Annotated in this window: 23 protein-coding genes; 4 read left to right on the top strand and 19 right to left on the bottom strand. The window is 60.8% G+C overall.

Annotated features, from left to right (window positions below):
* Positions 1-54 precede the first annotated feature (54 nt).
* From AD665_RS01725 to AD665_RS01750, 6 genes are all read right to left on the bottom strand, one after another.
* The gene (locus AD665_RS01725) at positions 55-708 is read right to left on the bottom strand and encodes an HAD family hydrolase (RefSeq protein WP_053190632.1); all 654 of its coding nucleotides are present in this window, start codon (positions 706-708) and stop codon (positions 55-57) included.
* 46 nt (positions 709-754) lie between these two features.
* Positions 755-1,744 carry an ABC transporter ATP-binding protein gene (locus tag AD665_RS01730; protein ID WP_024779623.1) on the bottom strand — a complete coding sequence of 330 codons (990 nt, stop codon included), beginning with the start codon at positions 1,742-1,744 and terminating at the stop codon, positions 755-757.
* Positions 1,741-2,541, bottom strand: coding sequence for an ABC transporter permease (locus tag AD665_RS01735; RefSeq protein ID WP_024779624.1), 801 nt, complete (start codon positions 2,539-2,541; stop codon positions 1,741-1,743). The genes AD665_RS01730 and AD665_RS01735 overlap by 4 nt, the downstream gene beginning before the upstream one ends.
* Complete coding sequence (locus tag AD665_RS01740; RefSeq protein ID WP_162232172.1) at positions 2,528-3,364, bottom strand: ABC transporter permease; 837 nt, start codon at positions 3,362-3,364, stop codon at positions 2,528-2,530. The genes AD665_RS01735 and AD665_RS01740 overlap by 14 nt, the downstream gene beginning before the upstream one ends.
* Positions 3,365-3,369: 5 nt before the next feature.
* Positions 3,370-4,176 (bottom strand): alkaline phosphatase family protein, encoded by an 807-nt coding sequence (locus AD665_RS01745; RefSeq protein ID WP_024779626.1) that lies wholly within the window; start codon positions 4,174-4,176, stop codon positions 3,370-3,372.
* A gap of 206 nt (positions 4,177-4,382) precedes the next feature.
* Positions 4,383-5,450 (bottom strand): ABC transporter substrate-binding protein, encoded by a 1,068-nt coding sequence (locus AD665_RS01750; protein ID WP_053190635.1) that lies wholly within the window; start codon positions 5,448-5,450, stop codon positions 4,383-4,385.
* Positions 5,451-5,811: 361 nt separating this feature from the next.
* On the opposite strand from AD665_RS01750, the gene AD665_RS01755 reads away from it, so the two are divergent.
* Entirely contained in the window at positions 5,812-6,540 is a 729-nt protein-coding gene (locus AD665_RS01755) for a UTRA domain-containing protein (protein ID WP_053190637.1), read from the top strand.
* On the opposite strand, the gene AD665_RS01760 is transcribed toward AD665_RS01755, so the two are convergent.
* From AD665_RS01760 to minC, 6 genes are all read right to left on the bottom strand, one after another.
* Positions 6,532-6,714, bottom strand: a complete 183-nt coding sequence (locus tag AD665_RS01760; RefSeq protein WP_024779629.1) for a hypothetical protein — start codon at positions 6,712-6,714, stop codon at positions 6,532-6,534. The genes AD665_RS01755 and AD665_RS01760 overlap by 9 nt on opposite strands.
* A 148-nt stretch (positions 6,715-6,862) precedes the next feature.
* On the bottom strand, positions 6,863-8,152 hold the full coding sequence (locus AD665_RS01765) for a M18 family aminopeptidase (RefSeq protein ID WP_024779630.1): 1,290 nt from the start codon (positions 8,150-8,152) through the stop codon (positions 6,863-6,865).
* 197 nt (positions 8,153-8,349) lie between these two features.
* Positions 8,350-8,985 carry an RluA family pseudouridine synthase gene (locus AD665_RS01770; RefSeq protein WP_003204542.1) on the bottom strand — a complete coding sequence of 212 codons (636 nt, stop codon included), beginning with the start codon at positions 8,983-8,985 and terminating at the stop codon, positions 8,350-8,352.
* 178 nt (positions 8,986-9,163) lie between these two features.
* On the bottom strand, positions 9,164-9,418 hold the full coding sequence (minE, locus tag AD665_RS01775) for a cell division topological specificity factor MinE (protein ID WP_007960071.1): 255 nt from the start codon (positions 9,416-9,418) through the stop codon (positions 9,164-9,166).
* On the bottom strand, positions 9,418-10,230 hold the full coding sequence (gene minD, locus AD665_RS01780; RefSeq protein WP_024779631.1) for a septum site-determining protein MinD: 813 nt from the start codon (positions 10,228-10,230) through the stop codon (positions 9,418-9,420). Before minD ends, minE begins: the two co-directional genes overlap by 1 nt.
* 201 nt (positions 10,231-10,431) lie before the next feature.
* Positions 10,432-11,169, bottom strand: a complete 738-nt coding sequence (gene minC, locus AD665_RS01785) for a septum site-determining protein MinC (protein ID WP_024779632.1) — start codon at positions 11,167-11,169, stop codon at positions 10,432-10,434.
* Between the two features lie 118 nt (positions 11,170-11,287).
* Here minC and AD665_RS01790 point away from each other — a divergent pair, with 118 nt between their 5' ends.
* Together AD665_RS01790 and AD665_RS01795 are read left to right on the top strand one after the other, a co-directional pair.
* The gene (locus tag AD665_RS01790) at positions 11,288-12,220 is read left to right on the top strand and encodes a lipid A biosynthesis lauroyl acyltransferase (protein WP_053190639.1); all 933 of its coding nucleotides are present in this window, start codon (positions 11,288-11,290) and stop codon (positions 12,218-12,220) included.
* A gap of 36 nt (positions 12,221-12,256) precedes the next feature.
* On the top strand, positions 12,257-13,417 hold the full coding sequence (locus tag AD665_RS01795) for a patatin-like phospholipase family protein (protein ID WP_053190641.1): 1,161 nt from the start codon (positions 12,257-12,259) through the stop codon (positions 13,415-13,417).
* A gap of 481 nt (positions 13,418-13,898) precedes the next feature.
* On the opposite strand, the gene AD665_RS01800 is transcribed toward AD665_RS01795, so the two are convergent.
* The 6 genes from AD665_RS01800 to puuE all read right to left on the bottom strand — a co-directional run bounded on the left by AD665_RS01800 (position 13,899) and on the right by puuE (position 19,437).
* Complete coding sequence (locus AD665_RS01800) at positions 13,899-14,684, bottom strand: outer membrane protein OmpK (protein WP_053190643.1); 786 nt, start codon at positions 14,682-14,684, stop codon at positions 13,899-13,901.
* A 260-nt stretch (positions 14,685-14,944) separates the two neighbouring features.
* Entirely contained in the window at positions 14,945-16,246 is a 1,302-nt protein-coding gene (locus tag AD665_RS01805) for a urate hydroxylase PuuD (protein ID WP_053190645.1), read from the bottom strand.
* A gap of 52 nt (positions 16,247-16,298) precedes the next feature.
* Positions 16,299-16,802 carry an ureidoglycolate lyase gene (locus AD665_RS01810; protein ID WP_024779637.1) on the bottom strand — a complete coding sequence of 168 codons (504 nt, stop codon included), beginning with the start codon at positions 16,800-16,802 and terminating at the stop codon, positions 16,299-16,301.
* A 137-nt stretch (positions 16,803-16,939) separates the two neighbouring features.
* Positions 16,940-17,935 carry an allantoicase gene (alc, locus tag AD665_RS01815; protein ID WP_053190647.1) on the bottom strand — a complete coding sequence of 332 codons (996 nt, stop codon included), beginning with the start codon at positions 17,933-17,935 and terminating at the stop codon, positions 16,940-16,942.
* A gap of 63 nt (positions 17,936-17,998) precedes the next feature.
* Positions 17,999-18,514: a 2-oxo-4-hydroxy-4-carboxy-5-ureidoimidazoline decarboxylase gene (uraD, locus tag AD665_RS01820; protein ID WP_024779639.1), complete on the bottom strand. Its 516-nt coding sequence runs from the start codon at positions 18,512-18,514 to the stop codon at positions 17,999-18,001.
* Positions 18,511-19,437 carry an allantoinase PuuE gene (puuE, locus tag AD665_RS01825; protein WP_053190649.1) on the bottom strand — a complete coding sequence of 309 codons (927 nt, stop codon included), beginning with the start codon at positions 19,435-19,437 and terminating at the stop codon, positions 18,511-18,513. Before puuE ends, uraD begins: the two co-directional genes overlap by 4 nt.
* Positions 19,438-19,847: 410 nt before the next feature.
* Here puuE and uraH point away from each other — a divergent pair, with 410 nt between their 5' ends.
* A complete protein-coding gene (uraH, locus tag AD665_RS01830; RefSeq protein WP_024779641.1) occupies positions 19,848-20,201 on the top strand; it encodes a hydroxyisourate hydrolase in 354 nt (117 codons plus the stop codon).
* Between the two features lie 93 nt (positions 20,202-20,294).
* On the opposite strand, the gene AD665_RS01835 is transcribed toward uraH, so the two are convergent.
* Positions 20,295-21,653, bottom strand: a complete 1,359-nt coding sequence (locus AD665_RS01835) for a hypothetical protein (protein WP_055136924.1) — start codon at positions 21,651-21,653, stop codon at positions 20,295-20,297.
* Between the last annotated feature and the right edge of the window lie 63 nt (positions 21,654-21,716).

The raw sequence follows: 21,716 nt of genomic DNA on the forward strand, positions 1-21,716 counted from the left end.
TGGGTGCTCGGACGCTGCTTTCGTGAACACCTCGATAAACTGTGAGAGCTGTATTCACTTCCAACTGTGAACAGGCCACCCCGCCAATTCGGCATGGGCCTTCAACACCGGATCCGGGTTCACCACATGGGGGTAGTCCACCCGTTGCAACAGCGGCAGATCATTGCGTGAATCAGAGTAGAAGCTCGCCCCCTCCAGGTTTTCTTCCTCGGCGTCCAGCCAGTCCAGCAACCGGGCGATCTTGCCTTCACGGTAGGTCAGGGTGCCCACGGTTTTGCCGCTGTAGGCCCCATGGGCCACTTCAAGCTCGATCGCCAGGATCTCATCGATGCCCAGACGCTCGGCAATCGGCCCCACCAGATGCGTGCCCGAGGCCGAGATCACCAGGATCCGATCGCCGGCCTTGCGGTGTTCGGCGATGGCCTTGGTGGCGTCACTGAAGATGATCGGTTCGATGAAGTCTTCCACCCAGGGCGACACCAGGTGTTCGACTTCTTCCGGTGTACGGCCGATCATCGGTTCCAGGCTGAAGTCCATGTACTCTTCCATGCGCAGCTTGCCATGGCTGTAGGCATCCATCAGCTCGTTGTTGCGACGCATGAACGACTCGGGATCGACCCAGCCCAGGCGCCCCATCTGTTCGCTCCAGAGGGTGGCGCAATCGCCGTGGATCAGGGTTTCGTCCAGATCAAAAATTGCCAGGGCCATCAGCACACTTTCCTTCTCAAGATCAGCTTCAGAATCAACTCAGCCATCAGGCTACCTCACACAGTGCCGACGGATCGATGGAAAGCGCCAGGCGGGCGCCTTCGGGATGCAGGTCGGCGGCCGAACGGTTGAGCACATCCACCACCAACTCCACGCCGCGGGCTTCGACCCGATATCGGATCACATTGCCCAGCAGGCTGTGGCTGCGGATCAACGCATCGGCGGCGCCGTTGCGACTCAGCTCGATGGCTTCCGGGCGGATGGCGATGCGACTGTTCACCGGCCGTTGCAGCAATCGGCTGGCGCTGTCGGCGTCCAGCAGGTTGTAGTTGCCGATGAAGCCGGCGGCAAAAACGTCGACGGGCGCCGTGTAAAGGGTTTCTGCATCGCCGCTCTGTACGATCTTTCCCTGGTTCATCAGGAAAATCCGGTCAGACATGGTCAGGGCTTCTTCCTGATCATGGGTGACGAAAATCGTGGTCAGACCCAACTCGCGCTGAATCTGTCGGATCTGTTCGCGCAGGTGTTTGCGAATCCGCGCATCCAGGGCTGACAGCGGCTCGTCCAGCAGCAACAGGCGCGGCCGGGTCACCAGGGAGCGGGCGAGGGCAACGCGCTGGCACTGGCCGCCGGAGAGCTGATGGGGGTAGCGGGTGGCGAACTCGTGCAGTTCCACCAGGCGCAGGATCTCCTGCACCCGCTGGCGGCTGTCTTCGGCCTGGATCTTTTGCATGCGCAGGCCGAAGGCGACGTTCTGTTCCACGGTCATATTGGGGAACAGGGCGTAACTCTGGAACACCATGCCGATGCCGCGCTTTTGCGGGCTCAGGGGAACGATGTCCTGGCCGTCCAGCAGGATCTTGCCGGCATCCACCGCCGTCAGCCCGGCAATGCAGCGCAACAGCGTGGATTTGCCACAGCCGGAAGGGCCGAGGAGGGTGACGAATTCGCCCTTGCCGATTTCGCAATTGATGTCGCTGAACACCGGCGTGCCCGCGTAGCCTTTTTGCAAGTGTTGGACGCTGACGTAGCTCATTGGCTTTTGTCCTTGTTCAAAATGTTCGCCGCCCAGGTCAGGACCAGTACGAAGAAGAAGTAGGAAATCACCAGGGCGCTGGTGAAGTGGCCGCTGCTGTTGCGCATGTTGTTCAGGTAGACCTGCAGGGTTTCATAGCGAGTGCCCACCAGGATGTTGGCGAACACGAACTCGCCGAACAGGAACGAGAAGGACAGCAGCAACGCCACCATCAGGCCCTTGCGCAGGTTGGGCAGCACCACCAGCAAGGCCGCCTGGAAAGTGCTGGCACCGAGCAGTTGGGCAGCGTCCATCAGGTCGCGCAGGTTGATGGCTTGCAGGTTGTTGGTGATCGCGCGGTACATGAACGGCAGGGCAACGGTGAAGTAGCAGCCGATCAGGATCCACGGCGTCCCCACCATTGCCAACGGGCCGGAACCATAGAGTTGCAGCAGTCCTACCGACGACACCACCGGCGGCACCGCGAAGGGCAGCAGGATGAGGATGTTCATCAGCGCGTCGAGCTTCGGGAAGTGGTAATGCACCACGAACAGCAGTGGCAGGATCAGCACTACCGAGAGCACCAGCGCGCCGACGCAGACGATCAGCGACTGGCCGAAGGCGCTGAGAAAACGTGGGTCGCTCCACAGTTGCACATACCATTTGAAGGTAAAGCCAGCGGGCAGCACGGTGGCCGACCAGCTGCTGGCGATGGAGTAGACCAGCGTGCCGGCCAGGGGCAACAGCAAAACGGCGAACAACAGGTACACCACTGCCCGATGATAGAGGCCGGCAGGGCTCGATTCAGCGCGAGACATGGTAGCTCCTCTTGAGCAGGAACTGATGGACGACGGTCACCAGGGTCATCAACGCCACCAGCACCACGGCCAGGGCGCTGGCCATGTTCGGGTCGAGGGAGATGTCGCCGGAGACCATGGCGGCGATGCGAATCGGCAGCACGTTGAAGTTGCCGGTGGTCAACGCGTACACCGTAGCGTAGGCACCCAGGGCGTTGGCCAGCAGGATCACGAATGTACCCAACAGCGCCGGGGTCAACACCGGCAGACCGATGTGCCGCCAGAACTGCCAGCCGTTGGCGCCCAGCAGCGCGGCGGACTCGCGCCAGTCTTCGCGCAGGGCGTCGAAGGCCGGATAGAGCAGCAGCACGCCCAAGGGAATCTGGAAGTAGGTGTAGAGGATGATCAACCCGGTTTTCGAGTACAGGTTGAAGTCTTCGATGATCCCCGCTTGCTTGAGCATGAGGGTGATGCTGCCGTTGAACCCCAGCAGAATGATGAACGCGAACGCCAGGGGCACGCCGGCGAAGTTGCTGGTCATGTTGGCGAAGGCGTTGACGAAGTTGCGCAGCTTCGAATCGACCCGGCGCAGTGAGTAGCTGCCGAGTACTGCGATGATGATCCCGAACACACTGGACCAGAAGCTGATTTCCAGGCTGTGCTGGATCGCTTGCAGGTAGAACTTCGAACTGAAGATCTTGCTGAAGTTGGCCAGGCCCCAACCGAACTCTTCCGACTCCAGGCTGTTGACCAGCACCCAGAGCAGCGGGGCGATCTGGAACACGATGAAGAAAATCGCGAAGGGCACCAGGCACAACGCTGCCAGCCATTTGCCGCGCGTCATGGCGTTCACTTGAGCAACTCCTGGCAATAGGGCTTGTCGTGAGCGACACCGAGCAACTGGCAGAGGGTGCCGCACAGTTCGGTCTGCCGGGGATTCGCGGCGGGGTCGAGGCTGAAGCTGTCCCCAAACACGAACAGCGGCACCTCGCGTTCCTCGGCCAACAGGCCGTTGTGAGAGCGATCGTTGCTCATGCCGTGATCGGAAGTCACCAGCACCTGATAACCGCCATCGAGCCAGGCTTGCAGGTAGACCGCCAGGTTGATGTCCGCCGAACGGGCACTGTTGCGGTATTGCGGGGTGTCGAGGCCATGCTTGTGGCCGGCATCGTCGATATTCATCGGATGCACCAGCAAAAAGTTCGGCGCGTAGCGCTGACGCAAATGTTCGGCGTCGGCGAACAGATGGGAATCGGGATAGTGGTCATTCCAGTAGAAATGTCCGTACTGGATCGGCAGCTCGGGGTTGTCGGTATGACGATCCCGCCCAGCCACGAACGGTGAGGTGTTGTAGAGCTCGCTGACCCAATGGTACGCCGCGGCAGCCGTGCTCAAGCCGCCTTCGGTGGCGTAGTGGAAAACGCTGCGCTGGTTCGACAGGCGCGAGACGTTGTTGTGCACGATACCGCTGTCGATGGGCGCGACGCCGGTGAGGATGCATTCATAGAGCGGGCGGGACAGGGCCGGCAGTTCACATTCCAGTTTGTAGAGAGCCGCGCGTCCTGCGCTGACGTAAGCCTGCAAATGTCCCATGGCATGCCGGGCGACTTCGTAATTGAGGCCGTCGAGCACTACCAGGATGACGTTGTGCTTCATGGGAAAAAGGCTCCGCAGAGGCAGACTGAAAAAAAAAGATGCAAGTGGCAACGCGGTCAATGTGGGAGCCGAGCTTGCTCGCGATGAACGATGACACGGCCTTGAAGTTGCACCGCGTCGCCTTCATCGCGAGCAAGCTCGGCTCCCACAGAAAAGCTTGCTCCCACAAGATATCTCCAGCGGATATCCGAGCGGGAGCTACCGCCTTACTGCATATTGATGATCACTTCTTCCTGCCACTTCTGTGGCAGTGCCTTGGAGGTCTTCTCCCAGGCGTCCGCGTCCTTGATCGGGGTCACGCCTTTGTACTGCTCGTTCGGCAGCAGCTTGGCCTTGACCTCTTCCGGCAGTGTCAGGTGCTCGGCGCGGATCGGCCGGGCGTTGCCTTTGGCCAGGTTGATCTGGCCGGCGTCGCTGAAGATGTACTCGCGAGTGAGCTTGGCGGCATTCGGGTGTTTGGCGTATTTGTTGATGATGGTGGTGTAGCCGGAGATGACCGAGCCGTCGGATGGAATCAGCACGACGTAATCATCCGGGTTGGCCATCTTGGCCTTGTAGCTCAGGCCGTTGAAGTCCCAGACCACGCCCACTTCGACTTCACCCTTTTCCATGGTGGCGATGGTCGGGTTGGCCATGGACAGGCGTCCTTGCTTGGCGATCTCGGCGAACATCAACAGGGCCGGTTGCAGGTTCTTCTCGTTGCCACCGTTGGCCAGTGCCGCCGCCAGTACGCCATTGGCAGCCTGGGCCGCGGTGCTCACGTCACCGATGGATACCTTGTATTTGCCGGTTTTGAGATCAGCCCATTTGGTGGGAGCTTCGGAACCATGCAGCAGCTTCTTGTTGACGATGAACGCGATGGTGCCGGTGTAGGCCAGGGCCCAGTTGCCGTCCTTGTCCTTGGCCCAGTCCGGAACCTGGCCCCAGGTGCTTGGCTTGTACGGTTGAACCACACCCTGCTTGACGGCAATCGGGCCGAAGGCCGCGCCGACGTCGCCGATGTCGGCGCTGGCGTTGTCTTTCTCGGCGGCGAACTTGGCGATTTCCTGGGCCGAGCTCATGTCGGTGTCGACGTGTTTCAGCCCGTAGGTCTTGGCCAGGTCTTCCCAGGTGCCTTTCCAGTTCGCCCAGTCATCGGGCATGCCGACGCTGTTCACGGCGCCTTCCGCTTTCGCAGCGGCTTCCAACGTTTTCAGATCGGTATCAGCGGCCATGGCGGCAGTGCACATGGCAATGGTCGAGCCTAACAGTGATGCCAGGAAAAGCTGTTTCATCCGAAGCTCCTATGGGCGTTTTCAACGCTGCGATTGCGGTTGTGTTGGCGGTTATGTTGGTCTAGGTCAGCAATACCTGAGCCAATGTAGGTGAGCCCTGTGACATTTTGATGTCGGCGGTGGAAGCATCCACACCGACCCGGCTCGTGCGCAGTGGCTGATAGCTAAGCGTAGACCATGGTTAAACGGCTGATATGAAAGGACTTGGCCGCAAATTTGCACGTCTGTGGTTCGACCGTTCGGCGGTTCTGTCATCTGCCAGTCATGTGCAGTGCCTAGGCTTGCAGGAATTAAAATGGCTCGGTGGCTTCACCGATTTCGCCCCGAAACAGTGCTGGTCTAGTCCAGATAGGTAACGTTGATGCGCGTTGAGACAACCAAAGCGGTGACAGCTATCGGGCAGGTCCTGCAGGAGCAGCTTGACCATGGGTTGCTGGCTCCCGGCAGCAAGTTGCCGGCCGAGCGCAAGCTCAGTGAGTTGTTCGGGACCACGCGCATTACCGTGCGTGAAGCCTTGTTGCAGCTCGAAGCCCAGGGGCAGATCTATCGCGAGGAACGCCGGGGCTGGTTCGTCTCGCCGCCACGTCTGGCCTATAACCTGATGCAGCGCAGCCATTTCCACGCCATGGTCACGGCCCAGGGACGGGTGCCATCTACCCAGGTGATCTCGGCCCGCCTGCAACCGGCCTCGGCGGCGGTGTGCGCCTGGTTGCAATTGCCGGCGTTGTCGAGTGTGATCCAGATCTGCCGCGTGCGGCGTATTGACGAGCGTCTGGTGCTGTATGTCGAGCATTACCTGAACCCGCAGTATTTTCCCGACATCCTCGGGTTCGATCTCAACCAGTCCATGACCGAGTTGTACGCCCGTCATTACGATCTGCACTACGGCCGGGTGAAATTCGAAATCGTACCCACGTCTCTACAGCCTGAAGCCGCGGCGGCGCTGAAGGTCTCGGTCGGCAGCCCCGGGTTGCGGATTGCGCGGGTCAATTATGACCAGCATCAACGGTTGATCGACTGCGACCTGGAGTTCTGGCGACACGATGCGATTCATGTCGGAGTAGACGTACTGGACGTCGGGTCACAATGATTCGTTGAGCTTGCTCATGATCCTGAACAGGACGGTGGCGAGGATCAGTATCATGCCGATCCACATGGCGAAGACCCCGACATTCTTGTCACGAAAATTGAAGCCGATGGCCAACAGGATCATGCCGGCGAGGATGGGCACCAGCATGGCGTTGAAGATGGACGAGGGAATCATGGTGGTGACCTTGTCAGGGGGATAAGGTCAGTGTAGGAGCTGCCGAGCGAAGCGAGGCTGCGATCTTCCCCCAGACACTTGAATCTCTACAAAAAGATCAAAATCAAAAGATCGCAGCCTGCGGCAGCTCCTGCAGGGTGTGGCGTGGTTACGGCAACTCACGACTGGCGTAGAACGCGCTCAGCACTTTCACCAGGTGCGCGAGGTCATGGCTGCCGCACAGTTCACGGATCGAGTGCATGGCGAAGGTCGGCAGGCCGATGTCCACGGTGCGTACGCCCAACTGGCTGGCGGTGATCGGGCCGATGGTCGAGCCGCACCCCATGTCGCTGCGTACCACGAAGCTCTGCACCGGCACTTCTTCGGCCATGCACAGGTGGCGGAAGAACCCGGCGGTTTCGCTGTTGGTAGCGTAGCGCTGGTTGCTGTTGACCTTGATGACCGGCCCGGCGTTGAGCTTGGGACCGTGGTTGGCGTCATGTTTGTCGGCGTAGTTGGGGTGTACACCGTGGGCGTTGTCTGCAGAAACCAGCAGGGATTTCTGGATGGTCCGTACGAACTCTTCCCCTTCCGGCAGCAGGCGACGCAGGGTCTGCTCCAGCATCGGGCCATCGGCGCCGCAGGCCGAGCAGGAGCCCACTTCCTCGTGATCGTTGCACACCAGCACGCAGGTCTCTTCCGAGTCGGCGTTGAGCAAGGCTTGCAGGCCGGCGTAGCACGACAGCAGGTTGTCAAGGCGGGCGCCGGCAATGAAGTCGCCATGCAGGCCGATGATCGCGGCGCTTTGGGTGTCGTAGAAGCTCAACTCGTAATCGAGCACCACATCGGCGTTCAGGCCGTGTTCGCGGGCCAACTGGTCAGTGAGCACGGCACGGAAGTCGACGCGCTCGTCGCCAGCGAACTGGGCAAGGATCGGCGGCAATTCGTTCTGCGGGTTGATGGCCCAGCCCTGGTTGGCTTCGCGATTGAGGTGAATGGCCAGGTTCGGAATCGTGGCAATGGGTGCCTTGAAGTCGATCAGCTGGCTTTCGACCTTGCCGTCCCGGCGGAAGGTGACGCGTCCGGCCAGGGACAGGTCGCGGTCGAACCATGGTGCCAGCAGCGCACCGCCATACACTTCCACCCCCAGTTGCCAGAACCCGTGACGTTGCAGCTCAGGCTGAGGCTTGACCCGCAGGCAAGGGCTGTCGGTGTGGGCTCCGACCAGGCGGATGCCGTCGTGCAGCGGCGCGTTGCGGCCCAGCTTGAAGGCAATGATCGAAGAGTCGTTGCGCGTGACGTAATAGCGACCGTTGGCTTCGGTGGCCCAGGTCTCGCGTTCGTCGAGGCGCTGATAGCCCGCCGCCTCGAGGCGTTGGGCAAGGCTGGCGGTGGCATGGAACGGGGTAGGGGAGGCCTTGAGGAAGTCGATCAGGCCCTGGTTCAACTCTGCGCGCATAAATAGCTCCAGACAGCAATGGGCGGAGTTTACCGTATTGGCTGTTGATAGGGAGAGGGTTGAAGTCTACGTTGGTTGTGCCGCCGTCATCGCGAGCAGGCTCGCTCCAACAGGGGATCTTCGTCGAATACAAATTCTGTGTTCAGCGCAAATGCCTGTGGGAGCGAGCCTGCTCGCGATGAGAGCACCGCAATCCTTCAGAACGGCGCCGGGCACTCGAAGCGCAGGCGCTCGCCGCTTTGCGGATGGGTAAAGCTGAGCATGCTGGCGTGCAGGCACAGGCGAGGCCAGGCGGCCAGGGCCTGCGGGTGGGCATAGAGGCCGTCACCCAGCAGCGGATGGCCGATGGACAACATATGCACGCGCAATTGGTGTGAGCGTCCGGTGATGGGCGTCAGTTCGACCCGGCACCAATCGCCACAACGTTCCAGCACGCGCCAGAAGGTCAGGGCGTGCTTGCCGTGCTCATGGTCGACCACGTGACGAGGCTTGGTTGGCGGGTCGTAGCGCAGGGGCAGATCGATGCTACCGCTGTCCAGCTCCGGCTGACCCCAGCACAACGCGGTGTAGGCCTTTTCGGTTTCCCGGTCATGAAACTGTCGGGACAGTTCGCGATGGGTGTCTGGATCCCGGGCCAGCAGGATGATTCCGGACGTTTCCCAGTCCAATCGGTGCACGATTCGTGCTTCCGGGTAACCGTTTTCCTGCAGGCGGGTGATCAGGCAGTCCTTGTTGTCGTCGGCCCGGCCGGGCACGGACAACAGCAGGGTCGGCTTGTCGACCACCAGGACGGCGGCGTCCTGATGAATGATGCGGATGTTGGACAGGGGCATTGAAAACAGTCTCGGTACAAACGCCAACGGCGGCTCGGGCCTGTCCCTGTGTGGGAGCGGGCTTGCTCGCGAAGACGGCGGCACATTCAATGACAATGTGTCCGAACTACCGCTTTCGCGAGCAAGCCCGCTCCCACATAGGGCGAGGCCCGAGCCGCCGTGGCTCCTGCTGGATCGATCAGCGATCCGGCAGAGTGATATTGAGTTCCAGAATCGAGCAGCTACCCTGGCTTTCCAGTGCGACATGTACGTCATCGTTGCCGATATTGACGTACTTGCGGATCACTTCGACCAGTTCCTTCTGCAACGAGGGCAGGTAGTCCGGGGTGCTGCGTTGGCCGCGTTCGTGCGCCACGATGATCTGTAGACGCTCTTTCGCGACCGAGGCGGTACTGGGCTTTTTGTTGGCACGAAAGAAGTCAAAAAGGTTCATTACCTACCTCCAAACAGGCGCTCGAAGAATCCCTTCTTCTCGACGTTGAGGAACCGGTGTTCCAGGTCTTTGCCCAGCAGGCGGTCGACAGTATCGCTGTAGGCCTGGCCGGCGTCGCTCTGGTCGTCGAGAATTACCGGGACGCCCTGGTTGGAGGCCTTGAGCACCGCCTGGGATTCCGGGATCACGCCGAGCAGGCGTACCGCGAGGATTTCCTTGACGTCTTCGACACCGAGCATTTCGCCCTTTTCCACGCGCTCCGGGTGGTAGCGGGTGATCAGCAGGTGCTCCTTGATTGGCTCCTCGCCCTTCTCGGCGCGACGGGATTTGCTCGCCAGCAGGCCCAGCATGCGGTCGGAGTCACGTACCGAGGACACTTCCGGGTTGGTCACGACAATCGCTTCGTCAGCGAAGTACATCGCCAGGTGGGCACCTTTTTCGATACCGGCCGGGGAGTCGCAGACCACGAACTCGAACTGTTCCTTGAGCTCCATCAGGACTTTTTCCACGCCTTCCTGGGTCAGCGCGTCTTTGTCGCGGGTCTGGCTGGCGGCCAGGACGTAGAGGTTCTCAAGGCGCTTGTCCTTGATCAGGGCCTGTTGCAGGTTCGCTTCGCCATTGACGACGTTGACGAAGTCATAGACCACGCGTCGCTCGCAACCCATGATCAGGTCGAGGTTACGCAGGCCGACGTCGAAGTCGACGATGACAGTCTTGTGGCCGCGCAGCGCGAGACCGGTACCGATAGCGGCGCTGGTGGTGGTCTTACCCACACCACCCTTGCCGGATGTAACCACGAGAATCTTGGCCAAGGTGTTTCACCCCTAAGGAAAAAGGACTTTGTCAGTCCCTGAAAAACATCTCTTGAAAACGGCTGCAATTGGACAGGCTTGGCTGGAATAGGGTGCTGGGCCGGGTTTACCTCCGGTAAACGCTGCCTGATCCTTTTTCCTACGTCGTTTTAGCCGTTTTCGCTACGTTTTAGAGATGCTTGGAAAATGCGGCAGTATCCGTTAAAGCCGAATGATGTTCAACACGTCGCCCGACAGGCTGACCTGGACGCCAGCCCCCCACAGCGGGTCGCGGCGTAAATCCTCGGAAACCTTGTACTGCCCGGCGATGGAGAGCAGTTCAGCGCTCAATTGCTGACAGAAGATCCTGGCTTTCGTATCGCCCTTGACGCCGGCTAGCGCGCGGCCGCGCATCGGACCGTATACATGGATGTTGCCATCGGCCAGAAGTTCCGCCCCCGGGCTGACCGAGGACACTACTACCAGATCGCCACCCTGGGCATAAATCTGCTGTCCGCCGCGCACGGGCGAGGTAATCACGCGGGTCGGCTTGATCTCTGGCTGCGGTGGTTTTTCCGGTTTCTTTATCGCTTCGGCCGGCGCCGGCTCCAGCAAGCGCTCCCGGGCGCCGGATGGTGGTAGCACCGGAATGTCCACGGCGATGGCGGCGGCGATGTCCTCGATGCGGCTGGCACGGATAGCCAGGGTGCGCAGGCCGTGTTGGCGGCAAACGCGCATCAGCCCCGGCAGATCCACCGAGCCTTCGGTGGCCGGCAGCTTGTCCAGGGCCAGCACCAGCGGGGCATTGCTGAAGAAATTCGGCGCTTGGGCGACTTTGGCCGCGAGCTGCCGGTCAAGGCCCTCCAGGTCGTTACGGGCAAGCTCCAGCACCGTAATGGCGAGCATGCTGCCCTTCAGCTGGAACACGGGATCTTGGTCTAGCGGTTCGGTTTGGCTCATGGTCGGCGTACAACGGCTTGTCACTAAAAGTGCCGAGACTTATAACGAGATCGTCCGCGAGCCGCAAGCCGGGTCGAACGATGTAGAATGCGCGGCCCATGTCTTTATGGAAGCTGTAATGGATCGCCCGCGTTTTCGAAGTGCCTTTTTTCACCCGCGTTTCTGGCTGCTATGGTGCGGCCTGGGGCTGTTGTGGCTGATCGTTCAGTTGCCTTACCCGTTGCTGTTGCGGGTCGGTCGTGTCCTGGGGGCGCTGATGTACCGGGTGGCCGGCGACCGACGGCGCATCGCCAGCCGCAACCTGGAGCTGTGTTTTCCGCAAAAGTCCGCGGCTGAACGCAAGCGTCTGCTCAAGGAAAACTTTGCCTCCACCGGTATCGCCTTCTTCGAAATGGCCATGAGCTGGTGGTGGTCGCGTTCGCGGCTGGCCAAGCTGGCTCATGTGGAAGGGCTGGAACATCTCAAGCAGGCCCAGCGCGATGGCAAGGGCGTGATCCTGATGGCCCTGCATTTCACTACGCTGGAAATCGGCGCGGCCTTGCTCGGCCAGCAGCACACCATTGATGGCATGTACCGTGAGCACAAGAATCCGCTGTTCGACTACATCCAGCGCCGGGGCCGTGAACGGCACAACCTCGACTCCCTGGCGGTGGAGCGTGAAGATGTACGTGGCATGCTCAAGTTGCTGCGTGCCGGCCGGGCGATCTGGTATGCACCGGACCAGGATTATGGCGCCAAGCAGAGTGTGTTCGTGCCATTGTTCGGCATCCAGGCGGCAACGGTGACCGCCACCAGCAAGTTCGCCCGTCTCGGCAAGGCGCTGGTGGTGCCGTTCGTCCAGGAGCGCCTGGCCGATGGCAGTGGCTATCGCCTGGTGATCCAGGCGTCGTTGGAGGATTTTCCAGGTGAGACCGAGGAAGCCGACTGCATCCGTATCAATCGGTGGGTGGAGCAGTCGGTGAGCGACTGCCCCGAGCAATACCTCTGGGCCCACCGGCGTTTCAAGAGTCGTCCGCCGGGCGAACCGAAGCTGTACGACAAGCGCGGTTGAGCCAGTAGTTCCCATCCATGAGCACGGAGTGTTGCGATGATCCCAGCTGAACCGGTGACAGGTTTGATTCTTTCCGGCGGCGGGGCTCGGGCGGCGTATCAGGTGGGGGTATTGGCGGCGATTGCCGAATTGTTGCCGGACGAGGCGCAGAACCCGTTTCCGGTGATCGTCGGCACCTCGGCGGGGGCGATCAACGCGGTCAGCCTGGCGAGCGGGGCGATGCACTTCAAAACGGCCATCGAGCGGTTGACCGCGTTCTGGCAGGCCGTGCGAAGCCATCAGGTCATGCGCAGCGACTGGTGGGGGGTTATTGCCCAGGCGAGACGTTTCCTTGGCCATAGCTTGTTGGGCCTGGGCACCAGGTTGCCGGTGGCGCTGATCGACAGCTCCCCGCTGCGTGATTTGCTTGAGTCACAGTTCCAGGCTTCGGGTATCGCGCAGGCCATCGCAGAGCACCAATTGCGTGCAGTGGCGGTGACTGCGTTCGGTTATGAGTCCGGCCAGGCCGTGACGTTCTACCAGGGGCGCGGGACCATTGACGCCTGGTTGCGGCACCGTCGGATCGGCGTGCCGACCGTGCTGTCGGTCGAGCATTTGATGGCCAGTTCGGCGATTCCCCTGCTGTTCGCGCCGGTCAAGATCGGCCCGCAGTATTTCGGCGACGGCGCGGTGCGCCAATCGGCGCCCATCAGCCCGGCGTTACACCTGGGTGCGAACCGGGTGCTGGTCATCGGCGTCAGCGGCAACCCCCGTGGACCCGCTGCCGCGGAGCCGGTGGCGCGCAGCTATACCGGTCTGCAACCGACCCTGGCGCAGATCGGTGGGCACTTGCTCAACAGTACCTTCATCGACAGTCTGGAAAGCGATATCGAGTTGCTTCAGCGTCTGAACGGGTTCAGTCACTTGCTGCCCGATGACGTGCCGGCCCACTCCCTGGGCGCGGCGCCGGTGGAGGTGCTGGTGATTTCGCCGAGCCAACCGATTGATGAAATTGCCGCCCGCCATCGCCAGGAACTGCCCCGTGCGCTGCGGTTATTCCTGCGCGGGCCGGGCGCAACCAAGACCAGCGGCGCCGGAGTGTTGAGCTATCTGCTGTTCGAGGCGGGGTATTGCAACGAACTGATCGAGCTGGGTCGCCAGGATGCGCTGGCCCAGCGCGATGAACTGAGCCGGTTCCTGGGGTTGGCCCGAGGGTGATGAAAGCCGACCCGGCGCCATCGCGAGCAGGCTCGCTCCCACAAGGGATCTATGGCGAACGTGAAATTTCAACCCACCCATAACCCCGTGGGAGCCGAGCTTGCTCGCGATGACGGCGGTACATCCAGCACTTACCTAGCCTGATCCACCGCTATCGCGAGCAAGCTCAGCTCCCACAAGGGATCTATGGCGAACGCGAAATTTCAACCCACCCATAACCCCGTGGGAGCCGAGCTTGCTCGCGATGACGGCGGTACATCCAGCACTTACCTAGCCTGATCCACCGCCATCGCGAGCAGGCTCGCTCCCACAAGGGATCTATGGCGAACGTGAAATCTCAACCCACCCATAACCCCGTGGGAGCCGAGTTTGCTCGCGATGACGGCGGTACATCCAGCACTTACCTAGCCTGATCCACCGCTATCGCGAGCAAGCTCAGCTCCCACAAGAATCTCTGTGTATCCAGGATCAAGGTGGGTAATCAGAAGTGATACTTCAGCAAGAAGCTCGTATTGCTCTGGTTGGTCTTGAACCCATCACTGTCTTCGATCCCGTACTTGTTCTTCCAGTAGTCATATTCCACACCCACATACAGCTGCTTGGCACCCAGGTTCAGGGCCTTGCCCAGGTCATACTTGATCTGCGGGTTGATGTGCAGATTGGCGTGGGAGCTGCCCTTGGCATTGCTGTCGTTGTCCACCACCCAGTCGATGAAGCCGTCGATCAGGATGTCGGATGAGCCCACGGGGATGGTGTACGCCCAGACCGGGGTGATCTGCCAGACGTTGTCGCCAGCCCGCGGGCCTTCGGTGTGGCGGTTGTAGAAGTTCAGCTGGAAGTAATCGAAGCCAGGGATCGCCAGGTCGAAGCCAGGGCCGACGAGGTAGGACTCGTTGTCGCCTTCGCCGAATTCATAGGTCATCGCCAGCAGCACGTCCTTGATCGGACCTACTTCCAGCTTCTGGTCGAAAACCTTTCCAAACGACAGGCGCGGGCTGAATTCGCCATAGTAGGTGTTCGGCCCCGACTGGCCGTCCTCCTTGCCGTTGTAGAAGATCCGGTCGAGGAAAAAGAAGTTGTCGCCGTATTTCCAGGCGTCGGCGTGTTCGAAGGTCACCGTCTGCTGGATGCGTGGGTTGACCTGGAAATCCTTGCCGTAGAGGTAGGTCAGGCTGTTGTTCTGCCATTGGAACAGATCGTCGGCCATGGCTTGGCCGCCGGCCAGCAAGGATCCTGCGAGTATCAGGCTGGTGCACGTGCGTTTCATTCGGTTTGCTCCCAAGGTAGGTGGTACCGCTTTTTTTGTCAGCGCTCTGGTGTGGCGCCTTTTTCTCCAGATAAAACATCCGTTCGGTCAGGTTTTTGCTTGTGGCAAATACGGGTGAGCGAGCCTGGAGAGGTTCCCGAAAAGCTCGTTCAACTGTCTGGGGCACTGTTTGTCGAGATGCAGGGAGTCGCTGACAGGCGACCGGTCGCCTGTCAGCGGGTAGTGTGCGTAACGGGTTCAATCAGACCGCACAGGGTCACTCAGTTGGTCTGCGCGCCTTGGGTGATCCATGCGCCGATCAGGTCCCGTTCCTGCTGGGTCATCTGGGTGATGTTGCCCAGGGGCATGATCTGGGTGGCCACGGCCTGGGCCTGGATGCGCGCGGCCTGTTGCTGGATCTGCTGTGGCGTATCGAACATCACCCCGGCCGGAGCCGCACTGAACAGCGGACTGGTGGGCTTGGCCGAATGGCAGACCGAGCAGCGTTCTTGAATCACGCTGTGCACCTTCTCGAACGAAGGGCCCTGGGCATTGGCGGCCTGGGCAGGTGCTGCGGCAGGCTGTGCCGGCGCGGTTTGCGGCTTGGCGCCACCGCCCACGGCGGTTTCCGGCAGCGGTTGGTACTCGATGGCGGCGGAAGCCTTGGCCACGTCCGGGGCGGTGGACACGGGCTTGGGCCCGGTGACATACGCCAGGCAGATCATTGCCAGGGCGCCGACCGGCAGCGTCCAGGCAAACCGGTTGCTGTCGTGGCGGGTGTTGAAGTAATGACGCACCAACACCGCCGCCACTGCGATCCCGGCGAGGATCAGCCAGTTGTACTGGCTGCCGTAGGTGCTCGGGAAGTGGTTGCTGATCATGATGAACAGCACGGGCAGGGTGAAGTAGTTGTTGTGGCGCGAGCGCAGCAGGCCCTTGGCCGGCAGCGCCGGATCGGGTGTGCGGTTCTCGGCGATAGCGGCGACCAGCGCACGCTGTGCCGGCATGATGATGCGGAACACGTTGCCGACCATGATTGTGCCGATGACCGCCCCGACATGCAGGTAGGCACCGCGACCGCTGAACACCTTGCTGAACCCGTAGGCCGCGGCAATCAGCAGGGCGAACAGGATCGCGCCGAGCAGGGCAGGGCGCTTGCCCAGGGCCGAGTCGCAGAGAAAGGAATAGACGAACCAGCCGACCAACAACGAACCGATGCCCAGGGCAACGCCTTCGGGCCCGCTCAAACTGCTGCCGGGAGCCAGCAGGTAGATCGTCGGGTTCCAGTAGAACACCACGCACAGCAACGCGATACCCGACATCCAGGTGAAATAGGCTTCCCACTTGAACCAGTGCAGGTTATCCGGCATGGACGGCGGTGCGAGTTTGTATTTTTCCAGGTGGTAGATGCCGCCGCCGTGGATGGCCCACAAGTCTCCGGCCAGGCCGCTCCTGGGGTTGACGCGGTTGAGGTTGTTTTCCAACCAGACGAAATAGAACGACGCGCCGATCCAGGCCACGCCAGTGATCATATGAACCCAGCGGATACTCAGGTTCAGCCATTCCAGCAAATGTGCTTCCACAGTCGTTACCTCTCGCCCGTCACGCTTGTTCTCGCGTGATCGGACGCTTCTCTTATTGGTGGGGATCGAGGATCAAACACTCATCCTCTTCGAAGAAATGCTCATCGCAGTTATTGCCTGTGCCACTGCGATCAACCACCAGGAAGTCATCCCGCTTTTCGATCGTCAGCACCGGGTGGTGCCAGACGCCGCGATGGTAATTGATGCCCTGCCTGCCGTTGGTGACGAAGGCGCGGACCAAGCCTGATACAGGTGCATCGCCAAGTGGCGCGACCACGATCAGAAAGGGGTTGCCGAGCAGCGGAATGAACGCCTGGCTGCCCAGCGGATGGCGCTCCAGCATGCGCACGGTCAACGGCATGTCCAGCGCGTCGGCGCGGAAGATGCTGATGATCGCCTTGTCGTCCGGCGTGGCGGTTTCAACCGTCGCCAGGCGATGAAAGCGCATGGTCGAACCGTTATTGATCATGAAGTGATCGCTGCCGTCGGTTTCGATCACGTCACCGAAGGGGGCGAAGGCTTCTTTGGTCAAGGGTTCGATCTTGAGTGTGCGCATGCTGGTCTTCTTAATCTCTTGATTTGATCGTTCCCACGCTCTGCGTGGGAACGCCTCACCGGACGCTCTGCGTCCGCTTTGCGACGCAGAGCGTCACCGTATGCATTCCCACGCAGAGCGTGGGAACGATCATCGTGTCACTTCGCGACCTTGCCCAATACCCGCAGGCGACTCACACCACCATCCGGGAACACATTCAGGCGGATGTGGGTAATCGGGCCCAGGGCCTTGATCTGCTCGGCGAAGGTATGTTCAGCGTGCATTTCCAGTTTCTGGCTTGGCAGCAGCTCGCGCCAGAACAGCGACTGGGTTTCGATCTGGCTGTCGGTGCCGCCCTTGACGAAGGCGCCCTGGATCGAGCAACTGTCGGGGTAGTTGCCCTTGAAGTGCAGGGTATCGACGATCACTTTCTCGACCTCGCCGGCATGGCCCAGGGCGACGATGACCCAGTCGTTGCCCGGCGTGCGGCGCCGGGCGGTTTCCCAGCCGTCGCCCATGTTGACGCCACGACCCGGGTTGAGGATGTTGCTCATGCGCCCGAAGTGCTCGTCGGAGCAAGCCAGGGCGCGGCCACCGTTGAGGGCTGCGGCCAGGTCGATCTGTTCGTTGTCGCCGACGGCCGACCAGTCGCGGTACGGAATGCCGTAGACCCGCAACCGGGCCACACCGCCATCGGGGTAGATGTTGAAGCGCAAGTGGCTGAAGGCCTGGTCGTTGCTGATTTCATGGTAGTGGTGGCTGTTGCCTTGCAGTTCGACGGCAGACAGCACTTCGGTCCACTGGGTGTCGTCGTCCGGCTCGCCTTCGGTCAGGAAGCAGGCTTCCAGGGACGCCGACGGTGGGTAGTTGCCGGTGAAGAATGAAGTGTCGATGTCCACGCCCTTGATCGATCCCGCTACGCCCAGGCGGATCACGGCGCTGTCGTAGCCTTCGAAGCGCTTGCGACGCGATTCCCAGCCGTCCATCCACTTGCCATTGTCATCGAACACGCCTTCCTTCCATACGGCCGGCGTTGGCTGGAACAGGCGGTTGGCGTCGGCGAACCAGTCGTCGGTGACGGAGATGATCTTCGTGCCGAGACGGGCGTCGGCCAGGTTGACGAACTTCTCGAAAGGTACGGCGTAAGCTTTCATTCTTCTTGTCTGCCTTTAAATAAGTTGGCTGGGGATGCTTGCTGGCCTCGTTCAGGCTGCTCGCTAAAGGGTCAGTAGTCGGAACAGCGCGATCTTGTTGATCTCCGCCAACGCGCATTTGAACTCGGTGTCCACCGGGTTATGGATGCGGGTTTCGAACGCCGCGAGGATCTGATGCCGGTTGCTGCCTTTTACCGCCATGATGAAGGGAAACTCGAACTTGGCCTTGTAGGCGTCGTTCAGCTCGGTGAAGCGCTGGAACTCTTCGGCCGTGCATTGGTGAATACCGGCGCCGGCCTGTTCGTTCGTGCTGGCTTCGGTCAATTGGCCCTGCACGGCGGCTTTGCCGGCCAGGTCCGGGTGAGCGTTGATCAGGGCCAACTGGCTGGCGTGATCGGCGCTCAAAAGGATGTCGCTCATGCGCTGGTGCAGGGTTTCGATCTCGTCGATCGACGGGTCCTGGCCCAGGTCGAAGGCTTTCTCGGCGACCCATGGCGAGTGTTCGTAGATGTCGGCGAAGGCGTCGACGAACGCCTCGCGGCTCAAGGTCGACGGCTTGAGGGTCTGGAACGCGGTCATTTCAAGGCTCCAGGATGCGGGTGGGTCTGCTGCCAGTGGCGGGCGATGTCGACGCGACGGCTGAACCAGACCTGCTCATGGCTCTTGGCGTATTCGAGGAAACGCTTGAGGGAGGCGAGGCGGGCCGGACGGCCGATCAGACGGCAGTGCAGGCCGATGGAAAGCATCTTCGGGGCTTCGGCGCCTTCGGCATACAACACATCGAAGGCATCCTTGAGGTATTGGAAGAAGTCGTCGCCGTTGTTGAACCCCTGCACCTGAGTGAAGCGCATGTCGTTGGTATCGAGGGTATACGGGATCACCAGGTGCGGCTTGCCGTTGGGGGTGTTCGGTTCCCAGTAGGGCAGGTCGTCGTCGTAGGTGTCGCTGTCGTAGAGGAAACCGCCTTCTTCCATCACCAGTCGGCGGGTGTTGGGACCGGTGCGGCCGGTGTACCAGCCCAGCGGGCGTTCGCCGGTGATTTCGGTGAGGATGCGGATCGCTTCGAGCATGTGCTCGCGCTCCTGGGCTTCATCCATGTATTGGTAGTCGATCCAGCGATAGCCGTGGCTGCAGATTTCATGACCGGCGGCGACCATGGCACGGATCACGTCCGGATGACGCTGGGCGGCCATGGCCACGGCGAAGATGGTCAGCGGGATATCGAATTCCTTGAACAGCTTGAGGATCCGCCAGACACCGGCGCGGCTGCCATACTCGTACAGCGACTCCATGCTCATGTTGCGCTCGCCCTGCAGCGGTTGCGCCGCGACCATTTCCGAAAGGAACGCTTCGGACTCTTTGTCGCCATGCAAGATGTTGCGCTCGCCGCCTTCTTCGTAATTGAGCACGAAGGACAGGGCGATGCGGGCATTGCCCGGCCAGTGGGGATGGGGAGGGTTACTGCCGTAACCGATCAGGTCGCGTGGATAGTCAGCGCTCACTGCAGTCTTCCTTCTTGTTCGTACCATGTAGGTGGCGCCCGGGCGATGAAGCAAAGCTGGCGTCACGGCGATGGGTTGATTGTATACAACTTTATGCGCGATTTGTAAGCCTGATTTTTTGCATTTTTCACCGCACCCCTGGCTGGCCCTACACTGCAAGAAATCTGCCGGGTTGGTCAATTAATCATTAGAGGAGCCGTGTATCCTCTGGTTTGGCCGGAACCCGAGCTTAAGGACGAGCGGGGAAAGGGCGCGGCAAATATGTGTTTTTTATTGTGTACAATTTCTATTTAAAATGTCTTAATTTGCGTATCGCCGCAGCGTTTCATGCTCTGAAATGGTGCGGCTTGTCTTTCAACTGATCAGGAGGCGTCGGGCCGGACTGCCCTGCAGCGAGGCGCGCACAATCAATGGGACGTTTGACTACTCACGTTTTGGATGCTGCACATGGCTGCCCGGGCAGCTCGATCAAGGTCGAGCTGTACCGTGTGGAAGGCCCGCAACTGCACCTCGTCGCCAGCGCGTCGACCAACAGCGATGGCCGTTGCGATGCACCGCTGTTGCAAGGGGAGGACTACCGTTCGGGGGTCTATCAGTTGCAATTTCACGCTGGCGATTACTACCGCGCCCGGGGAGTGCAATTACCCGATCCGGCCTTCCTTGACGTGGTGGTGTTGCGCTTCGGCATTTCTGCCGAGCAGGAGCACTACCACGTGCCCCTGCTGATATCGCCCTACGCCTATTCAACCTATCGCGGCAGCTGACCCCCAGGCAGCCGCTTGCTCCTGGAAGCGCCTGCGCATGGCGCCTCTTTGGTTTTTCGCCCGCTCACACTGCGGGCTTTTTTTGCCTGCCTGTTACAGCCGGGCATTGTCGTCCCGGATGATGAAGACGGTGTCGGCGTGGCCAGGCAGGATCTGGGAGCCGCCCTTGAGCCAGACGATCTTGTTGGCGGCATGGGCGTCCTTGACGGCTTGCGCGGCGGCGTCGCCGACCTGGGTTTCCAGGTTCATGCCGGTCGTGTTGGGGTTGGTGTGGGTGGGCAGGGACAGCTTCGGGATCCGGGTGCGGTGCAGGCTCATGAAAAACAGATAGTCATGCCCTGTGCGCCGAAAGACCAATGCCGGAAAACTGTTGAAGTTGTTGGGTTCCATGACCGTATAGCCATGACGGCTCAGGAGGTCGGCCATGAAGCGTTTGAAGTCCACCGTCGAATACGTCGAGAGGAAGTAATCCCACTGTCGTCGGAACCGCATGGGGTCGAAGTCCAGCCGGTTCAAGGTGCCCGTCGTGGACGGGAAGGGCAGCTCGATCGCGCGCGAGGTGCTTGTAGTGCCTGAAGAGGTTGGCAGAACCGAGAGCATCAATAATGGATCGCTCCATTGCGGGTGCGGTGAAGGAGTGGCTTGTTTCCAGCTGTGGAAAATCTGCCTGAGTGCGGTCAGCCCCGCTGCGTCGGCGTAAGTCGAGCTGTTGGCCAGCTCGAATTGCTTTCTGGCGATGTTTTCCAGGGTCACGGTCGTGACCTCCGGGAAAACGTCCCTGACGTAAGCCGTCAGGGGTTTTTCGAAGGGCAGCCTGGCGTCAATCTCCCAGTGATTATCCGGTGGGACGCGTATGACAGCCCTGGGCTGTTCGTCAGGCGTATGCCTGAGGATGGCCTCCAGCACATCGAAATCATAGGCGGGATGAGTGGGCGGCTGAATGTAGAGGATCGGGTAATCTCGAGCTTCCATGCGGCTCATCACCTTGTAGTGAACATCGTTCACGGTGATGAAATGGGGCAGTGTCAGCGTGGGTTTGAACGCCCAATCCCGCTTGAAGACCGCCGGGCCTTGCACAGCTGCTTCACTTTGCGGAGGAGGCGACGTCGTGCGCTGGCGTTTGGGCGCGGGCCCTTCGGACAGTTCATCGTCCGACAGGCTGTGGAGGGTGATGGTCTGGGGGGAGTCACTGCTGCCCGGCTCGATGGGCTGGGGAACCCGTCGCCACAGGAGACTGCCTTCCACTTGTTCCAGGCGTGGTCCGGAGGCGATGAGCTCGGTGCTTGATCGGGCCCGGTAGTTCTGTTCGGCATCGCGACCCAGCAACACCGTTGCACCGTCTTCCAGCTCGACGTAGGTGCGTGTCCTGAACGTCCGGATGCCAGAGGTCGCGTCTGGCGCTGATAACAGGGGGACCAGTTCGGGTGAAAGGTGATAATTGTCCAGCGACACCGGGACGGCCTGACCTTGGGCGGACGCCTGTTGTGTGATTTCGGATACCTGGAAGGTCGTGGG

This window comes from Pseudomonas corrugata, assembly GCF_001269905.1.
Classification (GTDB): Bacteria; Pseudomonadota; Gammaproteobacteria; order Pseudomonadales; family Pseudomonadaceae; genus Aquipseudomonas; species Aquipseudomonas corrugata.